At 71.8% G+C, this 17,027-nt stretch carries 14 protein-coding genes and 1 pseudogene; 10 read left to right on the top strand and 5 right to left on the bottom strand.

Features of this window, described 5'->3' with window-relative positions:
* Positions 1-113, top strand: a pseudogene (locus ACZ6S6_RS28990) (ketol-acid reductoisomerase); the annotation flags it as partial.
* A gap of 97 nt (positions 114-210) precedes the next feature.
* Here the strand turns inward: ACZ6S6_RS28990 and ACZ6S6_RS28985 are convergent.
* The gene (locus ACZ6S6_RS28985) at positions 211-3,585 is read right to left on the bottom strand and encodes a pyruvate carboxylase (RefSeq protein WP_469707570.1); all 3,375 of its coding nucleotides are present in this window, start codon (positions 3,583-3,585) and stop codon (positions 211-213) included.
* A 467-nt stretch (positions 3,586-4,052) separates the two neighbouring features.
* Between ACZ6S6_RS28985 and ACZ6S6_RS28980 the strand changes: the two genes are divergently transcribed.
* A complete protein-coding gene (locus ACZ6S6_RS28980; protein WP_362962413.1) occupies positions 4,053-4,883 on the top strand; it encodes an IclR family transcriptional regulator in 831 nt (276 codons plus the stop codon).
* A gap of 71 nt (positions 4,884-4,954) precedes the next feature.
* Here ACZ6S6_RS28980 and ACZ6S6_RS28975 read toward each other — a convergent pair whose 3' ends face one another.
* On the bottom strand, positions 4,955-5,557 hold the full coding sequence (locus ACZ6S6_RS28975) for a flavin reductase family protein (RefSeq protein WP_469707568.1): 603 nt from the start codon (positions 5,555-5,557) through the stop codon (positions 4,955-4,957).
* 298 nt (positions 5,558-5,855) lie between these two features.
* Here ACZ6S6_RS28975 and ACZ6S6_RS28970 point away from each other — a divergent pair, with 298 nt between their 5' ends.
* Genes ACZ6S6_RS28970 through ACZ6S6_RS28940 form a run of 7 tightly spaced genes read left to right on the top strand, consistent with a single transcriptional unit; the run spans position 5,856 to position 13,678 of the window.
* Positions 5,856-6,725: an alpha/beta fold hydrolase gene (locus ACZ6S6_RS28970; RefSeq protein ID WP_469707565.1), complete on the top strand. Its 870-nt coding sequence runs from the start codon at positions 5,856-5,858 to the stop codon at positions 6,723-6,725.
* The gene (locus ACZ6S6_RS28965) at positions 6,722-8,428 is read left to right on the top strand and encodes an FAD-binding protein (RefSeq protein ID WP_362962278.1); all 1,707 of its coding nucleotides are present in this window, start codon (positions 6,722-6,724) and stop codon (positions 8,426-8,428) included. The genes ACZ6S6_RS28970 and ACZ6S6_RS28965 overlap by 4 nt, the downstream gene beginning before the upstream one ends.
* The gene (locus tag ACZ6S6_RS28960; RefSeq protein ID WP_362962280.1) at positions 8,425-9,462 is read left to right on the top strand and encodes a ferredoxin--NADP reductase; all 1,038 of its coding nucleotides are present in this window, start codon (positions 8,425-8,427) and stop codon (positions 9,460-9,462) included. Before ACZ6S6_RS28965 ends, ACZ6S6_RS28960 begins: the two co-directional genes overlap by 4 nt.
* A 58-nt stretch (positions 9,463-9,520) precedes the next feature.
* Positions 9,521-10,429, top strand: coding sequence for an acetaldehyde dehydrogenase (acetylating) (locus ACZ6S6_RS28955; RefSeq protein WP_469707563.1), 909 nt, complete (start codon positions 9,521-9,523; stop codon positions 10,427-10,429).
* A gap of 29 nt (positions 10,430-10,458) precedes the next feature.
* The gene (dmpG, locus tag ACZ6S6_RS28950) at positions 10,459-11,517 is read left to right on the top strand and encodes a 4-hydroxy-2-oxovalerate aldolase (RefSeq protein ID WP_362962284.1); all 1,059 of its coding nucleotides are present in this window, start codon (positions 10,459-10,461) and stop codon (positions 11,515-11,517) included.
* Positions 11,518-11,525: 8 nt separating this feature from the next.
* Positions 11,526-12,710: an acyl-CoA dehydrogenase family protein gene (locus tag ACZ6S6_RS28945; RefSeq protein ID WP_469707560.1), complete on the top strand. Its 1,185-nt coding sequence runs from the start codon at positions 11,526-11,528 to the stop codon at positions 12,708-12,710.
* Between the two features lie 38 nt (positions 12,711-12,748).
* The gene (locus tag ACZ6S6_RS28940; protein ID WP_362962288.1) at positions 12,749-13,678 is read left to right on the top strand and encodes a VOC family protein; all 930 of its coding nucleotides are present in this window, start codon (positions 12,749-12,751) and stop codon (positions 13,676-13,678) included.
* Here the strand turns inward: ACZ6S6_RS28940 and ACZ6S6_RS28935 are convergent.
* The 3 genes from ACZ6S6_RS28935 to ACZ6S6_RS28925 are packed head-to-tail and all read right to left on the bottom strand — an operon-like array spanning position 13,653 to position 15,528.
* Positions 13,653-14,105, bottom strand: a complete 453-nt coding sequence (locus ACZ6S6_RS28935; RefSeq protein WP_469707557.1) for a hypothetical protein — start codon at positions 14,103-14,105, stop codon at positions 13,653-13,655. The two genes, ACZ6S6_RS28940 and ACZ6S6_RS28935, sit on opposite strands and share 26 nt — an antisense overlap.
* A complete protein-coding gene (locus ACZ6S6_RS28930) occupies positions 14,102-14,371 on the bottom strand; it encodes a ferredoxin (RefSeq protein WP_362962290.1) in 270 nt (89 codons plus the stop codon). The genes ACZ6S6_RS28935 and ACZ6S6_RS28930 overlap by 4 nt, the downstream gene beginning before the upstream one ends.
* Entirely contained in the window at positions 14,371-15,528 is a 1,158-nt protein-coding gene (locus ACZ6S6_RS28925; RefSeq protein ID WP_469707555.1) for a Rieske 2Fe-2S domain-containing protein, read from the bottom strand. The genes ACZ6S6_RS28930 and ACZ6S6_RS28925 overlap by 1 nt, the downstream gene beginning before the upstream one ends.
* Positions 15,529-15,861: 333 nt before the next feature.
* Here ACZ6S6_RS28925 and ACZ6S6_RS28920 point away from each other — a divergent pair, with 333 nt between their 5' ends.
* Positions 15,862-17,022: a steroid 3-ketoacyl-CoA thiolase gene (locus ACZ6S6_RS28920; RefSeq protein WP_362962294.1), complete on the top strand. Its 1,161-nt coding sequence runs from the start codon at positions 15,862-15,864 to the stop codon at positions 17,020-17,022.
* Positions 17,023-17,027 lie beyond the last annotated feature (5 nt).

Raw genomic sequence — 17,027 nt, 5'->3', positions numbered from 1 at the left:
ACGGCCTGCCCAAGTACAACGAGTACAAGAAGGCCGACAGCGACCACCTGCTGGAGACCACCGGCCGCGAGCTGCGCAAGCTCATGAGCTGGGTCGACGACGACGACGCGTGACCGCACTCCGGCCGTCGGACGTCCGGCCCCCGGTGCGCGAAGGCGCCCGCGGGGACCGGACGCCGCGCTGTCCGGGGCCGGCGTCCGGTCCGGTGGCTCAGGCGGTCTCGATGAGCAGATCGCCCGCCTCGACCTGCTGGACCCGGCCGATCGCGAGGCGTCGCACCACCCCGGCGGCCTGGGCGGTGATCGAGGCCTCCATCTTCATCGCCTCGATGGTGGCGACGGTCTGGCCGGCCGACACCGAAGCACCCTCCTCCACCTGGAGGGTGACGACCCCGGCGAACGGCGCCGCGACATGGCCCGCGTTGGCGCGGTCCGCCTTCTCGGCGGCCTTGACCTCGGTGGCGACGGACCTGTCCCGCACCGACACCGGCCGCAACTGCCCGTTGAGGGTGGCCAGTACGCTGCGGAACCCGCGCTCGTCGGCCTCGGAGATGGCCTCCAGCTCGATCAGCAGGGTGACACCGGGTTCGAGCGTGACCGTGTGCTCGGTCTCCGTCTCCAGCCCGTACAGGAAGTCCTGGGTGGGCAGGACCGAGGTGTCCCCGTACGTCTCGCGGTGCGCGTCGAACTCCTTCGTCGGGCCGGGGAACAGCAGCCGGTTCAGGGTCGCGCGCGGCGACTGCTTCAGCCCCTCACGGTCCTCGTCCGACAACCGCGGCTTCTCGGACTTCGCCGGGCGGCCCTGGAGCGCGCGGGTACGGAACGGCTCGGGCCAGCCGCCGGGCGGGTCGCCCAGCTCGCCGCGCAGGAACCCGATCACGGAGTCCGGCACGTCGAACCTGCCAGGGTCGGACTCGAAGTCCGCCGCCTCCACCCCGGCGCCCACCAGGTGCAGCGCCAGGTCACCGACGACCTTCGAGGACGGCGTCACCTTCACCAGCCGGCCGAGCATGCGGTCGGCCGCGGCGTAGCAGTCCTCGATGAGTTCGAAGCGGTCGCCCAGGCCGAGGGCGATGGCCTGCTGGCGCAGGTTGGACAGCTGACCGCCGGGGATCTCGTGGTGGTAGATCCGGCCGGTGGGCGAGGCGAGTCCGGACTCGAAGGGGGCGTAGACCTTGCGGGTCGCCTCCCAGTAGGGCTCCAGGTCTCCGACGGCCTCGAGGGAGAGGCCCGTCGCGCGCTCGGTGTGGTCGGTGGCGGCCACCAGCGCGGACAGCGGGGGCTGGCTGGTGGTGCCTGCCATGGAGGCGACCGCCGCGTCCACCGCGTCCACGCCCGCGTCGATGGCGGCGATCAGCGTGCCGAGCTGCCCGCCGGCCGTGTCGTGGGTGTGCAGATGGACCGGCAGGTCGAACCGCTCGCGCAGCGCGGTGACGAGGGTGCGGGCGGCGGGCGGGCGCAGCAGCCCGGCCATGTCCTTGATGGCGAGCACATGGGCGCCCGCCTCCACGATCTGTTCGGCCAGCCGCAGGTAGTAGTCCAGTGTGTACAGGGTCTCGCCGGGGTCGGAGAGGTCCGCGGTGTAGCAGAGCGCCACTTCGGCGACCGAGGTGCCGGTGGCGCGTACGGCGTCGATCGCCGGACGCATCTGGGACACGTCGTTGAGGGCGTCGAAGATCCGGAAGATGTCCATTCCGGCGGACGCGGCCTCGGCGACGAACGCCTCGGTGACCTCGGTGGGGTAGGGCGTGTAGCCGACCGTGTTGCGGCCGCGCAGCAGCATCTGGGTGCAGATGTTGGGCACCGCCTCCCGGATCTTCACCAGCCGCTCCCACGGGTCCTCGGCGAGGAAGCGCAGCGCCACGTCGTAGGTGGCGCCTCCCCAGCATTCGAGGCTCAGCAGCTGCGGTGCGGTCCGGGCGACGTGCGGTGCGACGGCGAGCAGGTCACGGGTCCGTACCCGAGTGGCCAGCAGCGACTGATGGGCGTCGCGGAACGTCGTGTCGGTGACGGCGACGGCCGACTGGGCGCGCAGCTCGGCGGCGAAGGCCTCCGGGCCGAGGGCCGCGAGGCGCTGCCGCGAACCGTCCGGCGCCGTCCCGGCCGGCAGGACCGGCAGCTTGTCCGCCGGGTCGATGACGGAGGGACGGGGGCCGTACGGCCGGTTGACGGTGGTCTCGGCGAGGTAGCCGAGCATGCGGCTGCCGCGGTCGGCCGAGGGGCGGGCCCGGATCAGCTCCGGGTGTTCCTCGATGAAACTCGTCGTGATGTGTCCCGCCCGGAAGTCGGGCTGGTCCAGCACGGCGCCCAGGAACGGCAGGTTGGTCGCCACACCCCGGATGCGGAACTCCGCGATGGCCCGGCGCGCCCGGCGGGCCGCGTTGGTGAAGTCGTGGCCGTGGCAGGTGAGTTTGACGAGCATCGAGTCGAAGTGGGCGGACACCTCGGCGCCGGTGTGGACGGTGCCGCCGTCCAGCCGCACCCCGGGCCCGCCGGGGGAGCGGTAGGCGGAGATGGTGCCGGTGTCCGGCCGGAAGCCGTTGGCCGGGTCCTCGGTGGTGATGCGGCACTGCATCGCCGTGCCGTTGAGGGTGATGTCGTCCTGGGTGAGGTTCAGTTCGGGCAGTGTCATGCCCGCCGCGATGCGGAGCTGGGCGATCACCAGGTCGCGGCCGGTGACCTGCTCGGTCACGGTGTGCTCGACCTGGATGCGCGGGTTCATCTCGATGAAGACGTGGTTGCCGCGCTCGTCGACGAGGAACTCGACCGTGCCCGCGTTCACGTAGTCGATGTGGTGGGCGAAGGCGACGGCGTCGGCGCAGATCCGGTCCCGCAGCTCCGGGTCGAGGTTCGGGGCCGGCGCGATCTCGACGACCTTCTGGTGGCGGCGCTGGAGCGAGCAGTCCCGCTCGTACAGGTGCACGACGTTGCCCTCGGCGTCGGCGAGGATCTGCACCTCGATGTGGCGGGGGTTGATCACCGCCTGCTCCAGGAAGACCGTCGCGTCGCCGAAGGACGAGCGGGCCTCGCGCATGGCCGCGTCGATCGACTCGCGCAGTTCGCCGGCCTCGGCGACCCGGCGCATGCCGCGTCCGCCGCCGCCCGCGACGGCCTTGACGAAGACCGGGAAGCCGATGTCGTCGGCGGCGGCGACGAGCGCGTCGACGTCCTCGGAGGGTTCGGAGGACTTCAGGACCGGGACGCCGGCCTCCCGGGCGGCGGCGACCGCCCGGGACTTGTTCCCGGTCAGGTTCAGCACCGAGGCCGGGGGGCCGACGAACGTGATGCCGGCCGCGGAGCACGCGGCCGCGAGGTCCGGGTTCTCCGACAGGAAGCCGTAGCCCGGGTAGATCGCGTCGGCGCCCGCCTTCCGGGCGGCCTTGATGACCTCGTCGACCGAGAGGTAGGCGCGCACGGGATGGCCGGTCTCACCGATCCGGTAGGCCTCGTCGGCCTTGGCCCGGTGGAGGGAGTTGCGGTCCTCGTGGGGATACACGGCCACCGTGGAGATACCGAGCTCGAACGCCGCGCGAAACGCGCGGATCGCGATCTCTCCACGGTTGGCGACCAATACCTTGTCGAACATCAAACTCCCCAGTCGTGTCACGAGCGCGTGGCGTCAGGACGGGCGATGTCGCACGGGTGCGCCGGTCGGCGTCCCGTGGTCACTCGGCGGCGGCGGACTGCTCCGTGGTCTCTCGGGCCCGAAGCGTTCGACACCGTACCGGAGACCTACCCAGAGATCGCGGACACAGAGGATGGTCTGCGTCACGTGGGGCGGACGCGGAGATTTCATGGTTCATGACGGTTCGTCGGAAATCGGTGGCTCAACGGCACGCAGGCGCCCGGTCGTGCGGTGGCGGGGGTCCGCAGGGCGGGCGGCGCCCCGCGCGGCGAAAAGAGGGTGCGCGCATGTCTTCACTGGGCTCGGGGGGCGCTGTTACATTCCGGAAAACAAGAATTCATTTCAGTCTGTGACTGGAGGCTCCCATGACGGCTGTCCATGAGGCTCTGAACGTGCAGGTGCCGGACCGTCGCGAGCTGCCACCGTCGATGGTCGAGCGGGTGACGCTGATCATGGACGTCTTCGAGGGCCGGACCGCCCGGCTGTCGCTGGAGGAAGTGGCCAGGTCCACGCGGCTGCCCCGGTCGACGGCGCACCGGATACTCGACCAGCTCGTACGGCTGCGCTGGCTCGAACACACCGGACTCGGCTACGGGCTCGGCCGCCGCGCCCTCGGCCTCGGCGGCGGGGACGGCGCGCACAGCAGGATCCGTGAGGCCGCCGCCGCCCGGCTGCACCACCTGCAGATCAAGACCGGCCTGGTCGTCCATCTGGCCGTCCTGGACGGTGCGGAGGTGCACTACCTCGACAAGGTCGGCGGCCGCTTCGCCGCGGCGGTCCCGTCCCGCGTCGGCGGCCGGGCCCCCGCTCATTCGACCGCGCTCGGCAAGGCCATGCTGGCCTGGCTCGAACCGGAGGACGTCGAGACGAGGGCGGCCGGTGCCATCGGCCGCCTGACCCGGCACACCATCTCCGACCTCGGCACTCTCCACCAGGAGCTCAACCGCATCCGGCGCCGTCACGGACTGGCCTTCGAACGCGGCGAGTGCTTCCCCGACATCGCCTGTGTCGCCACCGCCGTCCGTGGCCCCGAGGGGCCGGTCGCGGCGATCTCGCTGGTGGGGGACGCGCTGTCCCCGCTGGAGAAGGTCGCACCGCTGGTCGTGGACGCGGCCCGGCAGGTGTCCCGCGAACTGTTCCCCGAGCCGGAGGCGCCCGTCAGGGGGGCGCGGCGCGCGGCGGCCGTGCCGGAGGAGACCTGGTCCCCGCAGGCCATGGACCGGCTGCTGGCCGCAGGACAGTACGGCGACTGGCAGTAGAGCGCGGACGGCCCCCTGGCAGGAGGCCGTATACGGAACGGGGGCCCGGCCCACTGGCGTCCGCCGCCCCCTCACCCCCAGTGGTCGCCCCAGCCCCACGGGTCGGGGACCGCGGCCACCGGGCCCCCGACGCCGAAGCCGCCGCGGAAGAAGAGCATCGGCCGCTGATCGGTGACGGTCTCCAGAGCGAGGACCCGGCCCACCACCACATCGTGGTCGCCCGCACCGCGCACGTCGTGGACGTCGGCGTGCACCCGGGTCAGGACGCCGGGCAGCGACGGCGTTCCCCAGCGGGACACCTGCCAGTCCAGCCCCTCGAACTTGCGGCCCCCGGCCGACCCGAACCGGCCGCACAGGTCCGACTGTTCCTCGGCCAGGATGTTCACGGCGAACCGCCCCGACTCCCTGATCCTCGGCCACGTACGCCCCCGGTGGTCGGCGCAGAACAGCACCAGGGCCGGTTCGAGCGACACGGACGCGAACGACTGGCAGGCGAAGCCGGCCGGTTCACCGTCCCGGCCGATCCCCGTCACCACCGTGACGCCTGAGGCGAAGGTCCCCATGGTGTGCCGCATCCGCAGGGGCGTCGGCTCGGTCTCCTCCCAAGCCTCGGTCTCCTCACAGGCCTCAGTCTTCTCACAGGCCTCGGGCGCGGACAGGGGCTCTGCGGTCATCAGGTTCACCTCGACGGGGACGGTGCGGTGGTGTGCCCGGAGCCGGGCAGGGTGCCGAAGCTAGGACACCGGCCGGGCCCGCCGGCAACGCGCTCCCGATCAGTGGAACGCCGCCGGCCGCCGGGCCTACGGGGCCGCCGGCGTCCCCGTGACCGTACGCATCCCGCTGACCGAGACGGCCGCCGCGTACTCCCGCGGGGCGTGGCTACCGTCCAGGAACTGTGCACAAGGCACCCACGGCCGCACGGACCCACCCGGGCACCGGGCCCACCGAACACCGAGGTCAATCGAGGCAGGGATGATGACGGAGCTGAGCCACGACTCCACATTGCGCGAGCTCGCGACCGATCAGGGCGTGCTGCGCTACCACGAGGCCGGCGACGGCCCGCCCCTGCTCCTGTTGCACGGATCCGGCCCCGGAGTCACGGGCTGGCGCAACTACCGGCACAACCTGGCCGCGTTCGCCGAGCACTTCCGCTGCCTCGTCCTGGAGTTCCCCGGGTTCGGGGTCAGCGACCCGGCCGACGGCCACCCCATGGCGACGGCCGCCGCCTCCGTGACCCGGTTCCTGGACGGGCTCGGCCTCGGGCGGACCGACATCGTCGGCAACTCCATGGGCGGCATCGCCGGCACCCGGTTCGCCCTCGCGCACCCGGACCGGGTACGCCGCCTCGTCACGATCGGCGGCATCGGCCGGAACCTGTTCAGTCCGGGGCCCGGCGAAGGCATCAAGCTCCTCACGGAGTTCACCGACGCACCGACCCGCGAGCGCCTGATCCGCTGGCTCAACTCGATGGTGCACGACCGGTCCCTGGTGACCGAGGAACTCATCGAGGAGCGGTGGGCACAGGCCACCGACCCGGAGACGCTCGCCAGTGCCCGGCTGATGTACGGCAGCGAGGCGTTCGCCGCACGGGCCGCCGACGCCGCCGCGGCCGACGAGCCACCGTACTGGGCCATGCTGCACCGGCTCCGGGCGAAGACCCTGCTGACCTGGGGCCGCGACGACCGGGTCAGCCCCGTCGATATGTCGATCCTGCCGATGCGCACCATTCCGGACGCGGAACTGCACGTCTTCCCCGACTGCGGGCACTGGGTGATGATCGAACAGAAGGCGGCCTGGGAGAGCGCGGTCCTCGCCTTCCTCACCCGCGCGGACGCGGCGTGAACGCCGGGGCCCGGGAGGCCTGGGACGAGGAGTTCGACTTCGTCGTGGTCGGCAGCGGCGGGGGCGGCATGGCCGCCGCACTGACCGCGGCCGACAGCGGCCTGACCACCGTCGTGGTCGAGAAGGGCGCGATGTACGGCGGCACGACCGGGATCTCAGGCGGCGGCATCTGGATCCCCAACAACCCGACCCTGCGGGCCAGGGGCCACGACGACAGCCGGGCCTCCGTGCGCCGCTACCTCGACCGGCTCACCGGTGACCTGGTACCGGGCGCCCGCCTCGACGCCTACGTCGACCAGGGACCGGCCGCGATGGAACTGCTCGGCAGGAGCCGCTGGATGCGCTTCTTCTGGGTCAAGGGCTACGCCGACTACCACCCCGAGTACGAGGGCGGCCGCCCGCTCGGCCGGTCGGTGGAGGCGCTGCCCTTCGACACCCGCAAGCTCGGCGAGGACGAGAGGCACCAGCGGCCCAACAGCCTCAAGGGACCGCTCGGACTGTGGATCACCGCGAAGGACTACCGGGACCTCGCCATGGTCAAGCGGACCTGGCGCGGCCGCTGGGCCTCCGTGATCGCCGCCTGGCGCGTCTCGTCCAACATGGTGCGCCGCCGCCACATGGCGACCGGCGGACGGGCGCTGGTCGCACGGATGCGCATGGCCCTGAAGGAGGCCGGAGTCCCCGTGTGGCTGCGCAGCCCGATGACCGGGCTCGTCACCGACACGGGCGGCAAGGTCACCGGAGTCGTCGTCGAGCGGGACGGCAAGGCCGTACGGGTCGGCGCCAGGCACGGCGTCCTCCTCGCCACCGGCGGTTTCGACCACAACCAGGAGATGCGCGAGAAGTACCTCCCAGAGGGCGGCCGGGCCAACCACAGCGCCGGAGCCGCCGAGAACGTCGGCGACGGCATCGTCGCCGGTCAGGAACTCGGCGCCGCCCTCGACTTCATGGACGACGCATGGTGGATGCCGTCCGTGCACCACCCGTCCGGAGCGACGGTTCCGCTGGTCTCCGAGCGGTGCATCCCTCCGTCGGTGATCGTCTCCGGGAACGGCCGGCGTTTCACCAACGAGTCCTCGCCGTACGTGAACTTCGTCCACGACCAGATCGAGGGCGGGCACACACCCGCGTGGTTCGTGATGGACGCCAAGGCCCGCGCCCGCTACCCGTTCGCCCAGATCCTGCCCGGCATGCCGTTCCCCAAGGCGTTCTACGAGAACGGCACCGTGCACCGCGCGGACAGCGTCGCCGGACTCGCCCGGCTGATCGAAGTCCCCGAGGACGCGCTCACCGCCACCGTCGAACGGTTCAACGGCTTCGCCCGGACCGGCCAGGACACCGACTTCGGGCGCGGCGACAGCGCCTACGACCGCTACTACGGCGACCCGACACTCAAGAACCCCAACCTCGACCAGCTCGACCGGGCCCCCTACTACGCGATCCGGATCGAGGTCGGCGACCTCGGCACCAAGGGCGGACTCGTCTGCGACGAGCACAGCCAGGTACTGCGCGAGGACGGTTCGGCCATCGCCGGGCTGTACGCCACCGGCAACACCTCCGCGTCCGTGATGGCCAACGAGTACGCGGGACCGGGCGCCACCATCGGCCCGTCCATCGTGTTCGGCTATATCGCGGCCCGGCACGCGGCCACCGCCCGCGCGGCCTCGTCCGCCGGGGCCGGCACCACCGGAGGCGCGCCATGAGCCCGGCGCCGCTGACCGTGCGCGTCGTCAAGGTGATCCGGGAGACGGCCGACGCGCACTCGCTGGTCCTGGAGCCCGCCGACGGGGACCGGGACGCGTTCGCCTACGAACCGGGCCAGTTCCTCACCGTCCGGGTGCCCTCCGAGCGCCCCGGCGGAGCCGCCCGCTGCTACTCGCTGTGCAGTTCCCCGGTGCGCGACCAGCATCTGAAGGTCACCGTCAAGCGCACCGCCGGAGGCTACGCCTCCCACTGGATCTGCGACCACGTCACCGAGGGCGACACCCTGGAGGTGCTGCGTCCCGCGGGCACCTTCACCCCCGGCTCGCTCGACGGCGACTTCCTGCTGCTCGCCGCGGGCAGCGGCATCACCCCGGTGATGTCGATCCTCACCTCCGCCCTGTACGCGGGGGCCGGCACCGTCACCCTGCTCTACGCCAACCGCGACGAGCGCTCCGTGATCTTCCGCGACGAACTGGCCGCCCTGGAAAGGGAGTACGGCGACCGGCTCACGGTCCTGCACTGGCTGGAGTCCGTCCAGGGCCGGCCCACCGCATCCGGTCTGCGGGCCCTCGCCGGCCCGTACGCCGGGCGCCCCGCCTACGTCTGCGGGCCCGGTCCCTTCATGGACCTGGCCACCGGCGCGCTCACCGGACTGGGCGTGCCGGCCCGCCTGATCACGGTGGAGCGGTTCACCTCGCTGTCCGGCGACCCGTTCGCCGAGCGCGAGCCCGTGCCGGAGCTGGACACCACCGGGCCCGCCGGCACGGCCGAGGTGGAGCTGGACGGGGTGCGCCACACCGTGCGGTGGCCGCGGGACACACCGTTGCTCGACGTGCTGCTCGCCGCCGGACTGGACGCCCCGTACTCCTGCCGGGAGGGCAGTTGCAGCGCCTGCGCCTGCGTCCTCACCGAGGGCGAGGTGGCCATGGAACGCAACGAGGTCCTCGACGCGACCGACCTCGCCGACGGCCTGATCCTCGCCTGCCAGGCGCGCCCGCTCAGCGACCGGCTGAAGGCCACCTACGACGGCTGAGCCACCCCCTCCCGCACCTGTTCTCCCGTTCCCACTCGACCCGGATGAGGTTCGAACCGTGACCAAGGCGACCGCCGCGATCGTCGGATCCGGCAACATCGGCACCGACCTGATGTACAAACTCCTGCGCTCGCGGGACATCGAGCCGCGCTGGATGATCGGCATCGACGAGCAGAGCCCCGGCCTCAAGCGCGCCGCCGACCACGGCCTGCACGCGAGCGCCGAAGGCGTGGACGCGCTGCTGGCCGGCGAGGAGCGGCCGGATCTGGTCTTCGAGGCGACGTCCGCGTACGTCCACCGGGCCAACGCACCCAAGTACGCCGAACTCGGCATCCAGGCCATCGACCTGACCCCCGCCGCGATCGGCCCGGCGGTCGTGCCCGCCGTCAACCTCGGCGACCACCTCGACGCGCCGAACGTCTCCCTCATCACCTGTGGGGGACAGGCCACCATCCCGATCGTGCACGCCGTCTCCCGGGTCACCGAGGTCGCCTACGCGGAGATCGTCGCGAGTGTCGCCTCGCCGTCCGCCGGGCCCGGTACCCGCGCCAACATCGACGAGTTCACGCTCACCACCGGCCGGGGCATCGAGACGATCGGCGGCGCCGCCAAGGGCAAGGCCATCATCATCCTCAACCCGGCCGAGCCGCCGATGCTGATGCAGGACACCGTCTTCTGCGCCGTCCCCGCCGACGCCGACCGGGACGCCGTCACCACGTCGATCCTCGAGACCGTCGCCCGCGTCGCCGCGTACGTACCCGGCTACCGGCTGCGCGCCGAGCCGCAGTTCGACGATCCGACCGCGGTCAGCGGCGGGTTCGCCCGGGTCGCGGTGTTCATCGAGGTGGAGGGCGCGGGCGACTTCCTGCCGCCGTACTCCGGAAACCTCGACATCATGACCGCCGCCGCCACCAGGGTCGGCGAGGGCTTCGCCCAGCGGATCACCGCCCGCCGCGCCGGCGCCTGACCGCCCGCACACCGAGGAGTACACGCGCCATGCCCTACAGCTCCGACCTGGACATCCGGGTCACCGACTCGTCCCTGCGGGACGGATCACATGCCAAGCAGCACCAGTTCACGGTCGACCACGTCACCTCCGTAGTCGCGGCCCTCGACGACGCGGGCGTCCCCGTCATCGAGGTCACGCACGGCGACGGCCTCGGCGGGTCCTCCTTCAACTACGGTTTCAGCCACACCCCCGAGCAGGAGCTGATCAAGGCCGCGGTGAAGACCGCCCGCCGGGCGAAGATCGCCTTCCTGATGCTGCCCGGTCTCGGCCTCCAGGACGACATCCGCGAGGCCGCCGACAACGGCGCCGCGATCTGCCGGATCGCCACGCACTGCACCGAAGCGGATATCGCCGTCCAGCACTTCGGTCTTGCCCGCGAACTCGGCCTGGAGACCGTCGGTTTCCTGATGATGTCGCACAGCCGGCCGCCCGGGGAACTCGCCCGGCAGGCCCGCATCATGGCCGACGCCGGCTGCCAGTGCGTCTACGTGGTCGACTCCGCGGGCGCCCTCATCATGGAGCAGACCAGCGACCGTATCGCCGCCCTGGTCGCCGAACTCGGCGACGACGCCCAGGTCGGCTTCCACGGCCACGAGAACCTCGGCCTCGGCGTCGCCAACTCCGTGCTCGCGGTGCGTGCCGGGGCCCTGCAGATCGACGGATCGACCCGCCGCTTCGGGGCGGGCGCCGGCAACACGCCCGTCGAGGGCTTCGCCGCCGTCGCCGAGAAGCTGGGCATCCGTACCGGCATCGACGTACTGAAGATCATCGACGCGGCGGAGGACGTGGTGCGGCCCGTCATGGACGGCGAGTGCCTGCTCGACCGGCTGTCCCTGACGATGGGCTACGCCGGGGTCTACTCCAGCTTCCTGAAGCACGCCGCCCGTCAGGCCGCCACCTACCAGGTGTCCGGCGCCGAGATCCTCATGGAGGCCGGCCGCCGCAAGCTCGTCGGCGGCCAGGAGGACCAGCTCATCGAGATCGCGGTCGCCCTCGCGGCGCGGAACCGGGCCACGACCGCCGCCCAGAACTCCCCGGGGAAGTGAGAACAGCCATGACCAATCCGGTACTCGATGCCGTCGAAGCACGCGCCGACGAGATCCGCGCGCTCGGTCCCGCCAACGAGGCGCTCGGCCGGCTCGACGACCAGGCGGCGAAGATCCTGCGCGAAGTCGGCGCGATCCGCATGCTCCAGCCCAAGGCCCACGGCGGCCTCGAACTGCATCCGCGCGAGTTCGCCGAGACCGTCATGAGGATCGCCTCCCTGGACGGGGCCACCGGCTGGGTCGCGGGCGTCGTCGGCGTCCACCCGTGGGAGATGGCGATGGCAGACCCCCGGGTCCAGGAGGAGATCTGGGGCGAGGACCCCGACACCTGGATCGCCTCCCCGTACGCACCGATGGGCCTGCTCAGGCCCGTGGACGGCGGCTACGTCTTCAACGGCCGCTGGCAGTTCTCCTCCGGTACCGACCACTGCCGGTGGATCTTCCTCGGCGGCTTCCTCGCCGACAGCGACGGCAACCGGATCAACCCCCCGCGGTCCGTCCACGTCATCCTGCCGCGCGCCGACTACGAGATCGTCGACGACTCGTGGGACGTCGTCGGACTGCGCGGCACCGGCAGCAAGGACGTCATCGTCAAGGACGCCTCCGTGCCCGCTCACCGCGTCATCGAGTACGCCAAGGTCGTGGACGGGTCCCTGGCCGCCGAGTCCGGGCTGACCAACCCCGCCTACCGGCTGCCGTTCTCCGCCGCGTTCCCGCTCGGCATCACCGCCGCCGTGATCGGCATCTGCGAGGGCGCACTCGCCCACCACCTCGACTACCAGCGCGACCGGGTGCAGATCACCGGCCAGGCCGTGCGGGACGACCCGTACGTCCTGTACGCCGTCAGCGACGCGGCGGCGGAGATCGCGGCCTCCCGCTCGGCGCTCCTGGACAACGTCTGCCAGATGTACGACGCGGTCGCGGCCGGCCAGGAGATCTGCTTCGAGCGCCGGGCCGTCGGCCGGCGCACCCAGGCGGCGGCCGCCTGGCGGGCGGTCCGCGCGGTGGACGAGATCGTCGCCCGCTCCGGCGGCAACGCGATGCGGCTGGACAACCCGATCCAGCGGTTCTGGCGCGATGCGCACACCGGCCTCGCGCACGCCATCCACGTACCTGGCTCGGTCTTCCACGCCTCGGCGCTCACGGAGATCGGCATCGAGCCGCCGCACGGGCCGATGCGCTCGATGATCTAGAAACCTTCCGCTCGCAGCGGGATCAGAGAGGAACGCACATGACGCAGATCCGCGGACTCGGATACCTCCGGGTCCAGACACGTGACATCGGCCGCTGGCGCGAACTCACCGTGGACGCCCTCGGCTTCGCCGAGGGCTCGGGGCCGGACCCCGACGGCCTCTACCTGCGCATGGACGAGCGCCGCGCCCGGCTCGTCGTCCTGCCCGGCGACAGCGACCGGGTGCTGTCGGTCGGCTGGGAGGTACGGGACCAGTTCGCGCTCGCCGCCGTGGGCCGTGCTGTCGAGGCCTCCGGTACGGCGGTGAAGCCGCTCTCCGCGAAGGAGGCCGACGACCGGGGCGTGGAGGAGGGCATCGTCTTCGACGACCCGGCCGGAGTGCCCGTCGAGGTGTACTTCGCCCCAATCCTCGACCACAGCCCCGTACTGACCGGGTTCGGCCAGCGGTTCGTCACCGGCGGCCAGGGAATGGGGCACGTCGTGCTGCCCACCACCTGCGCGGACGAGACCGTCGCCTTCTACACCGAGGTGCTCGGCTTCCTGCCGCGCGGCGGAATCCGGCTCGGCGGCCGGTCGCCCGACGGCCCGCCCCGCCGGGTGCGCTTCATGGGCGTCAACGAACGCCACCACAGCCTCGCCGTCTGCCCCGCCCCGCACGGCGAGGAACCCGGACTGGTGCACCTGATGGTCGAGGTGGACAGCCTGGACGCGGTCGGCCGCGCCCTCGACAACGTGGGCAGACGGGGATTCTCCCTCTCCTCCACGCTGGGCCGGCACACCAACGACAAGATGGTGTCGTTCTACGTACGCGCGCCCGGCGGCTGGGACATCGAGTACGGCTGCGACGGGATGCGCGTCGACGAGAGGCACTACACGGCCGAGGAGATCACCGCCGACAGCTACTGGGGCCACGACTGGTCCGGCTCCGAGCCACTGGCCGCCTTCACCCCGCCCGGCAGGGCCACCTGACAACCGCCCGCCCGACGACACCGGACCGCGCCGGACCCGCCCGCGCGCCTCGCGCTCTCACCTGTGCGCCACGCGGCGCTGTGCCGCCCCGGTCCTGAAGGAACGAGTCGTGGAGCGTGTAGCGCTTGAAGGGGGTGCCGCGCGGGACGGCCTCGTCGTGGGCGGCGGCATCGGTCCACTCGCTGAGCACGGCCGCGCGCTCCCCACCCGATGCCAGGTGGACATGGGCCGCGAGCAGGCCCGGAGCCGGCCCCGCCGCGTACTCCGCGTCGATGGCCGGCATGGTGGCGACCACGAAGAGGCCGGCCGGGTGCACCGCATCGTGAACGACGCTGCGGTGGAGGCGGCTCCGGACGAGTCCCGGACGCTCGATGCCCGGTACGAGTGTGTGGCGGCCAGCCGTGCCGCCGGCCCGGCTGGTGATCATCGGGCGGCGGTAGTGGAGCCGCCCCCGTCCACCAGCTCGATCGTGCCCCGCAGCGCGGCCTCGCGGATCGTGTCGCGCAGCGACCCGCAGCCCTCGAAGGAGCCGGCGGCCGGATCGCGCTCCGCACAGAGCGCCATGGCCCGGCCGTCCCACTGCACACTCGTCTGCTGCCAGCTGCTCTTGCGTACCAGGACCCGCGCCGTGCACCGCTCACAGGCCAGCGACCGCATCGGTGCGCCGTCGGCGAGCCGGTTGTCCACCCGCATCAGACCGGCCGGCCCTCGGCGGCGGCCTTGCGGGCGAGGTTCGCCTCGACCTCCTTCTGCCACGCCTCGACCGGCCGCGTGGTGTCCAGCTCGAACTCGAAGCGGTCGGTCATCTCCGGCTTCACATCGGCCATGTCCACGTAGAACTGCTCGTACCAGCGGCGCAGTTGGTAGACCGGGCCGTCCTCCTCGCAGAGCAGGGGGTTGTCGATCCTCGCCTTGTTCTGCCAGATCTGGATGTCCTGCTCGAAGCCGAGCCTGATGAACTGACCCATACCCGAAGCGAGTTCATCGGCGGCATCGCCGGCCATGGACGGTGAGCGCTTCACGATGATCCCGTACTGGAGCACGAACCGGTCGGCGTCGACGGGATAGTGGCAGTTGATCAGGACCGACTGCGTGTCACCGCTCTCGTAGTGGTAAGTGAGGTCGTCGATCATGAACGACGGGCCGTGGTAGGAGGCCACCGAGTTGCTGCCGGTGGTCTTCGGCTTGCCGTCCTGTTCCTGGGGACGGGCGTCGGGGCGGCCGGTGGCGCGCATGTGCTGGGTGGCGGTGTGGCCCTCGAAGACGTTCTTGAAGTACGTCGGGAAGGAGTAGTGGACGTAGAAGAAGTGGGCCATGTCCACCACGTTGTCGACGACTTCGCGGCAGTTGGCGTCGATGACCGTCTCGTACCAGAGCCAGTCGGTCCACTCGTCGCTCGTCGCCCCCTCGATCCGGGGGATGCTCACGCCGGCGGGCGGGGGATTGCCCTCCGGGTCGTTCCAGACGAAGAGCATGCCGTCCTGGTCCAGCGTCGTCCACGCCGCCGTGCGGGCCCGCAGCGGCACCCTCCTGGAGTACGGGATCTGCTTGCAGCGGCCGTCGCCGCCCCACCGCCAGTCGTGGAACGGGCAGGCGACCTCATCGCCCTTGACGGTGCCCTGCGAGAGATCGCCGCCCATGTGGCGGCAGTAGGCGTCCAGGACGCTGAGCGTGCCGTCGCCCGCCTGGAACACCACGAGCTTCTGGCCGAACGCCCGGACCGGGTGCGGTTTGCCGTCCTTGAACTTCTCCGCGAGGCCCAGGCAGTGCCAGCCGCGCGCGAAACGCGTGGGTGCCGCAGTGGCTTCGATGGCCCTGACGTCGTCGTGTGCCGACTCGACTGCGCTCACGTTGCTCTCATCCCCTTTGCGACGCTTGGTCTCCAGGGTCCGGACGCTAGGCGCGTACACCGGCGTCCGGGCGGGGGAGTCCCACTGACCGGTACCGGCGCTCCGGGGACCCGGCGCACCCCGGTCCCGGTCCGTGGGACCACGGCCGTGCCGCCCCGCCGGCCGCCCTCGGGCGGGCCGGGCAACTGAGCGGCCGGGCGGGCCGGGTTGCCGAGCGGCCGGGCGGGCCGGGCCACTGAGCGGGACTGGCCCTTGCCTATTTCGAGAACAAATTCTAGTTTTCCTTCATCAGTGTCCCGGCCCCAACGGGCCCCGCACCCCTTACGGAGAGCCATGACCGAGGCCGTCATCGTCGAAGCCGCACGGACACCGGTCGGCCGCCGCCGCGGTGTCCTGTCCGGACTCCACCCGGCGGAACTCCTCGGGCTCGCCCAGAAGGGCCTGGTGGAGCGGGCGGGTATCGCGCCCGGCACCGTGGAGCAGGTCATCGGCGGCTGTGTCACCCAGGCCGGCGAACAGTCCAACAACGTCACCCGCGGCGCCTGGCTGCACAGCGGACTCCCGCACACCACCGCGTGCACCACCGTCGACTGTGCCTGCGGATCGTCCCAGCAGGCCGTGCACCTGGTCGCGGGCCTGATCGCCGCCGGCGCCATCGAGACCGGCATCGGCTGCGGCGTCGAGTCCATGAGCCGCGTCTTCCTCGGCGCCGCGCTCACCCCCGACAACGGCTCCCCGGTACCGGACAGCTGGTCCCTGGACATGCCCGACCAGTTCACGGCCGCCGAACGCATCGCCCGCAACCGGGGCATCACCAGGGCCGACGCGGACGCCCTCGGCCTCGCCTCCCAGCAGAAGGCCGCCCGCGCCTGGGCCGAAGGACGCTTCGACCGCCAGATCATCGGGATCGAGGCCCCCGCCACCGGCCCCGACGGGCCCACCGGCGAGACCGTGTCCGTCACCCGCGACCAGGGGCTGCGGGACACCACGGCCGAGGCCCTGGCAGCCCTGCGCCCGGTCCTCCCCGACGGCATCCACACCGCCGGGAACTCCTCCCAGATCAGCGACGGCGCCGCCGCCGTCCTGCTCATGAGCCGGGAGCGCGCCGCCCGCGAGGGACTCCGCCCCCGCGCCCGCATCGTGGCCTCCGCCATGGTCGGCTCCGACCCGTACTACCACCTCGACGGCCCCGTCGCCGCGACCGAACGCGTCCTGCGCACCGCCGGGATGACCCTCGCCGACATCGACCTCGTCGAGATCAACGAGGCCTTCGCCTCCGTCGTCCTGTCCTGGGCGCGGGTCCACAAGGCCGATCTGGACAAGGTCAACGTCAACGGCGGTGCCATCGCGCTCGGTCACGCCGTCGGCTCCACCGGCGCCCGGCTCATCACCCAGGCCCTGCACGAACTGGAACGGACCGGGAAGTCCACCGCGCTGATCACCATGTGCGCCGGTGGAGCGCACGCGACCGCCACCGTCATCGAACGCATCTGAGGGGG

This window comes from Streptomyces sp. NPDC048671 (genome assembly GCF_055587045.1).
This window is presented reverse-complemented; position numbering and strand designations above follow the sequence as displayed.

Bases quoted from the DNA above. Each gene is read 5' to 3' on its own strand.
- ACZ6S6_RS28985 (WP_469707570.1), bottom strand. From the start codon at position 3,585: ATGTTCGACAAGGTATTGGTCGCCAACCGTGGAGAGATCGCGATCCGC.
- ACZ6S6_RS28980 (WP_362962413.1), top strand. From the start codon at position 4,053: ATGGTCGAGCGGGTGACGCTGATCATGGACGTCTTCGAGGGCCGGACC.
- ACZ6S6_RS28975 (WP_469707568.1), bottom strand. From the start codon at position 5,557: ATGACCGCAGAGCCCCTGTCCGCGCCCGAGGCCTGTGAGAAGACTGAG.
- ACZ6S6_RS28970 (WP_469707565.1), top strand. From the start codon at position 5,856: ATGATGACGGAGCTGAGCCACGACTCCACATTGCGCGAGCTCGCGACC.
- ACZ6S6_RS28960 (WP_362962280.1), top strand. From the start codon at position 8,425: ATGAGCCCGGCGCCGCTGACCGTGCGCGTCGTCAAGGTGATCCGGGAG.
- dmpG (WP_362962284.1), top strand. From the start codon at position 10,459: ATGCCCTACAGCTCCGACCTGGACATCCGGGTCACCGACTCGTCCCTG.
- ACZ6S6_RS28945 (WP_469707560.1), top strand. From the start codon at position 11,526: ATGACCAATCCGGTACTCGATGCCGTCGAAGCACGCGCCGACGAGATC.
- ACZ6S6_RS28940 (WP_362962288.1), top strand. From the start codon at position 12,749: ATGACGCAGATCCGCGGACTCGGATACCTCCGGGTCCAGACACGTGAC.
- ACZ6S6_RS28935 (WP_469707557.1), bottom strand. From the start codon at position 14,105: ATGATCACCAGCCGGGCCGGCGGCACGGCTGGCCGCCACACACTCGTA.
- ACZ6S6_RS28930 (WP_362962290.1), bottom strand. From the start codon at position 14,371: ATGCGGGTGGACAACCGGCTCGCCGACGGCGCACCGATGCGGTCGCTG.
- ACZ6S6_RS28920 (WP_362962294.1), top strand. From the start codon at position 15,862: ATGACCGAGGCCGTCATCGTCGAAGCCGCACGGACACCGGTCGGCCGC.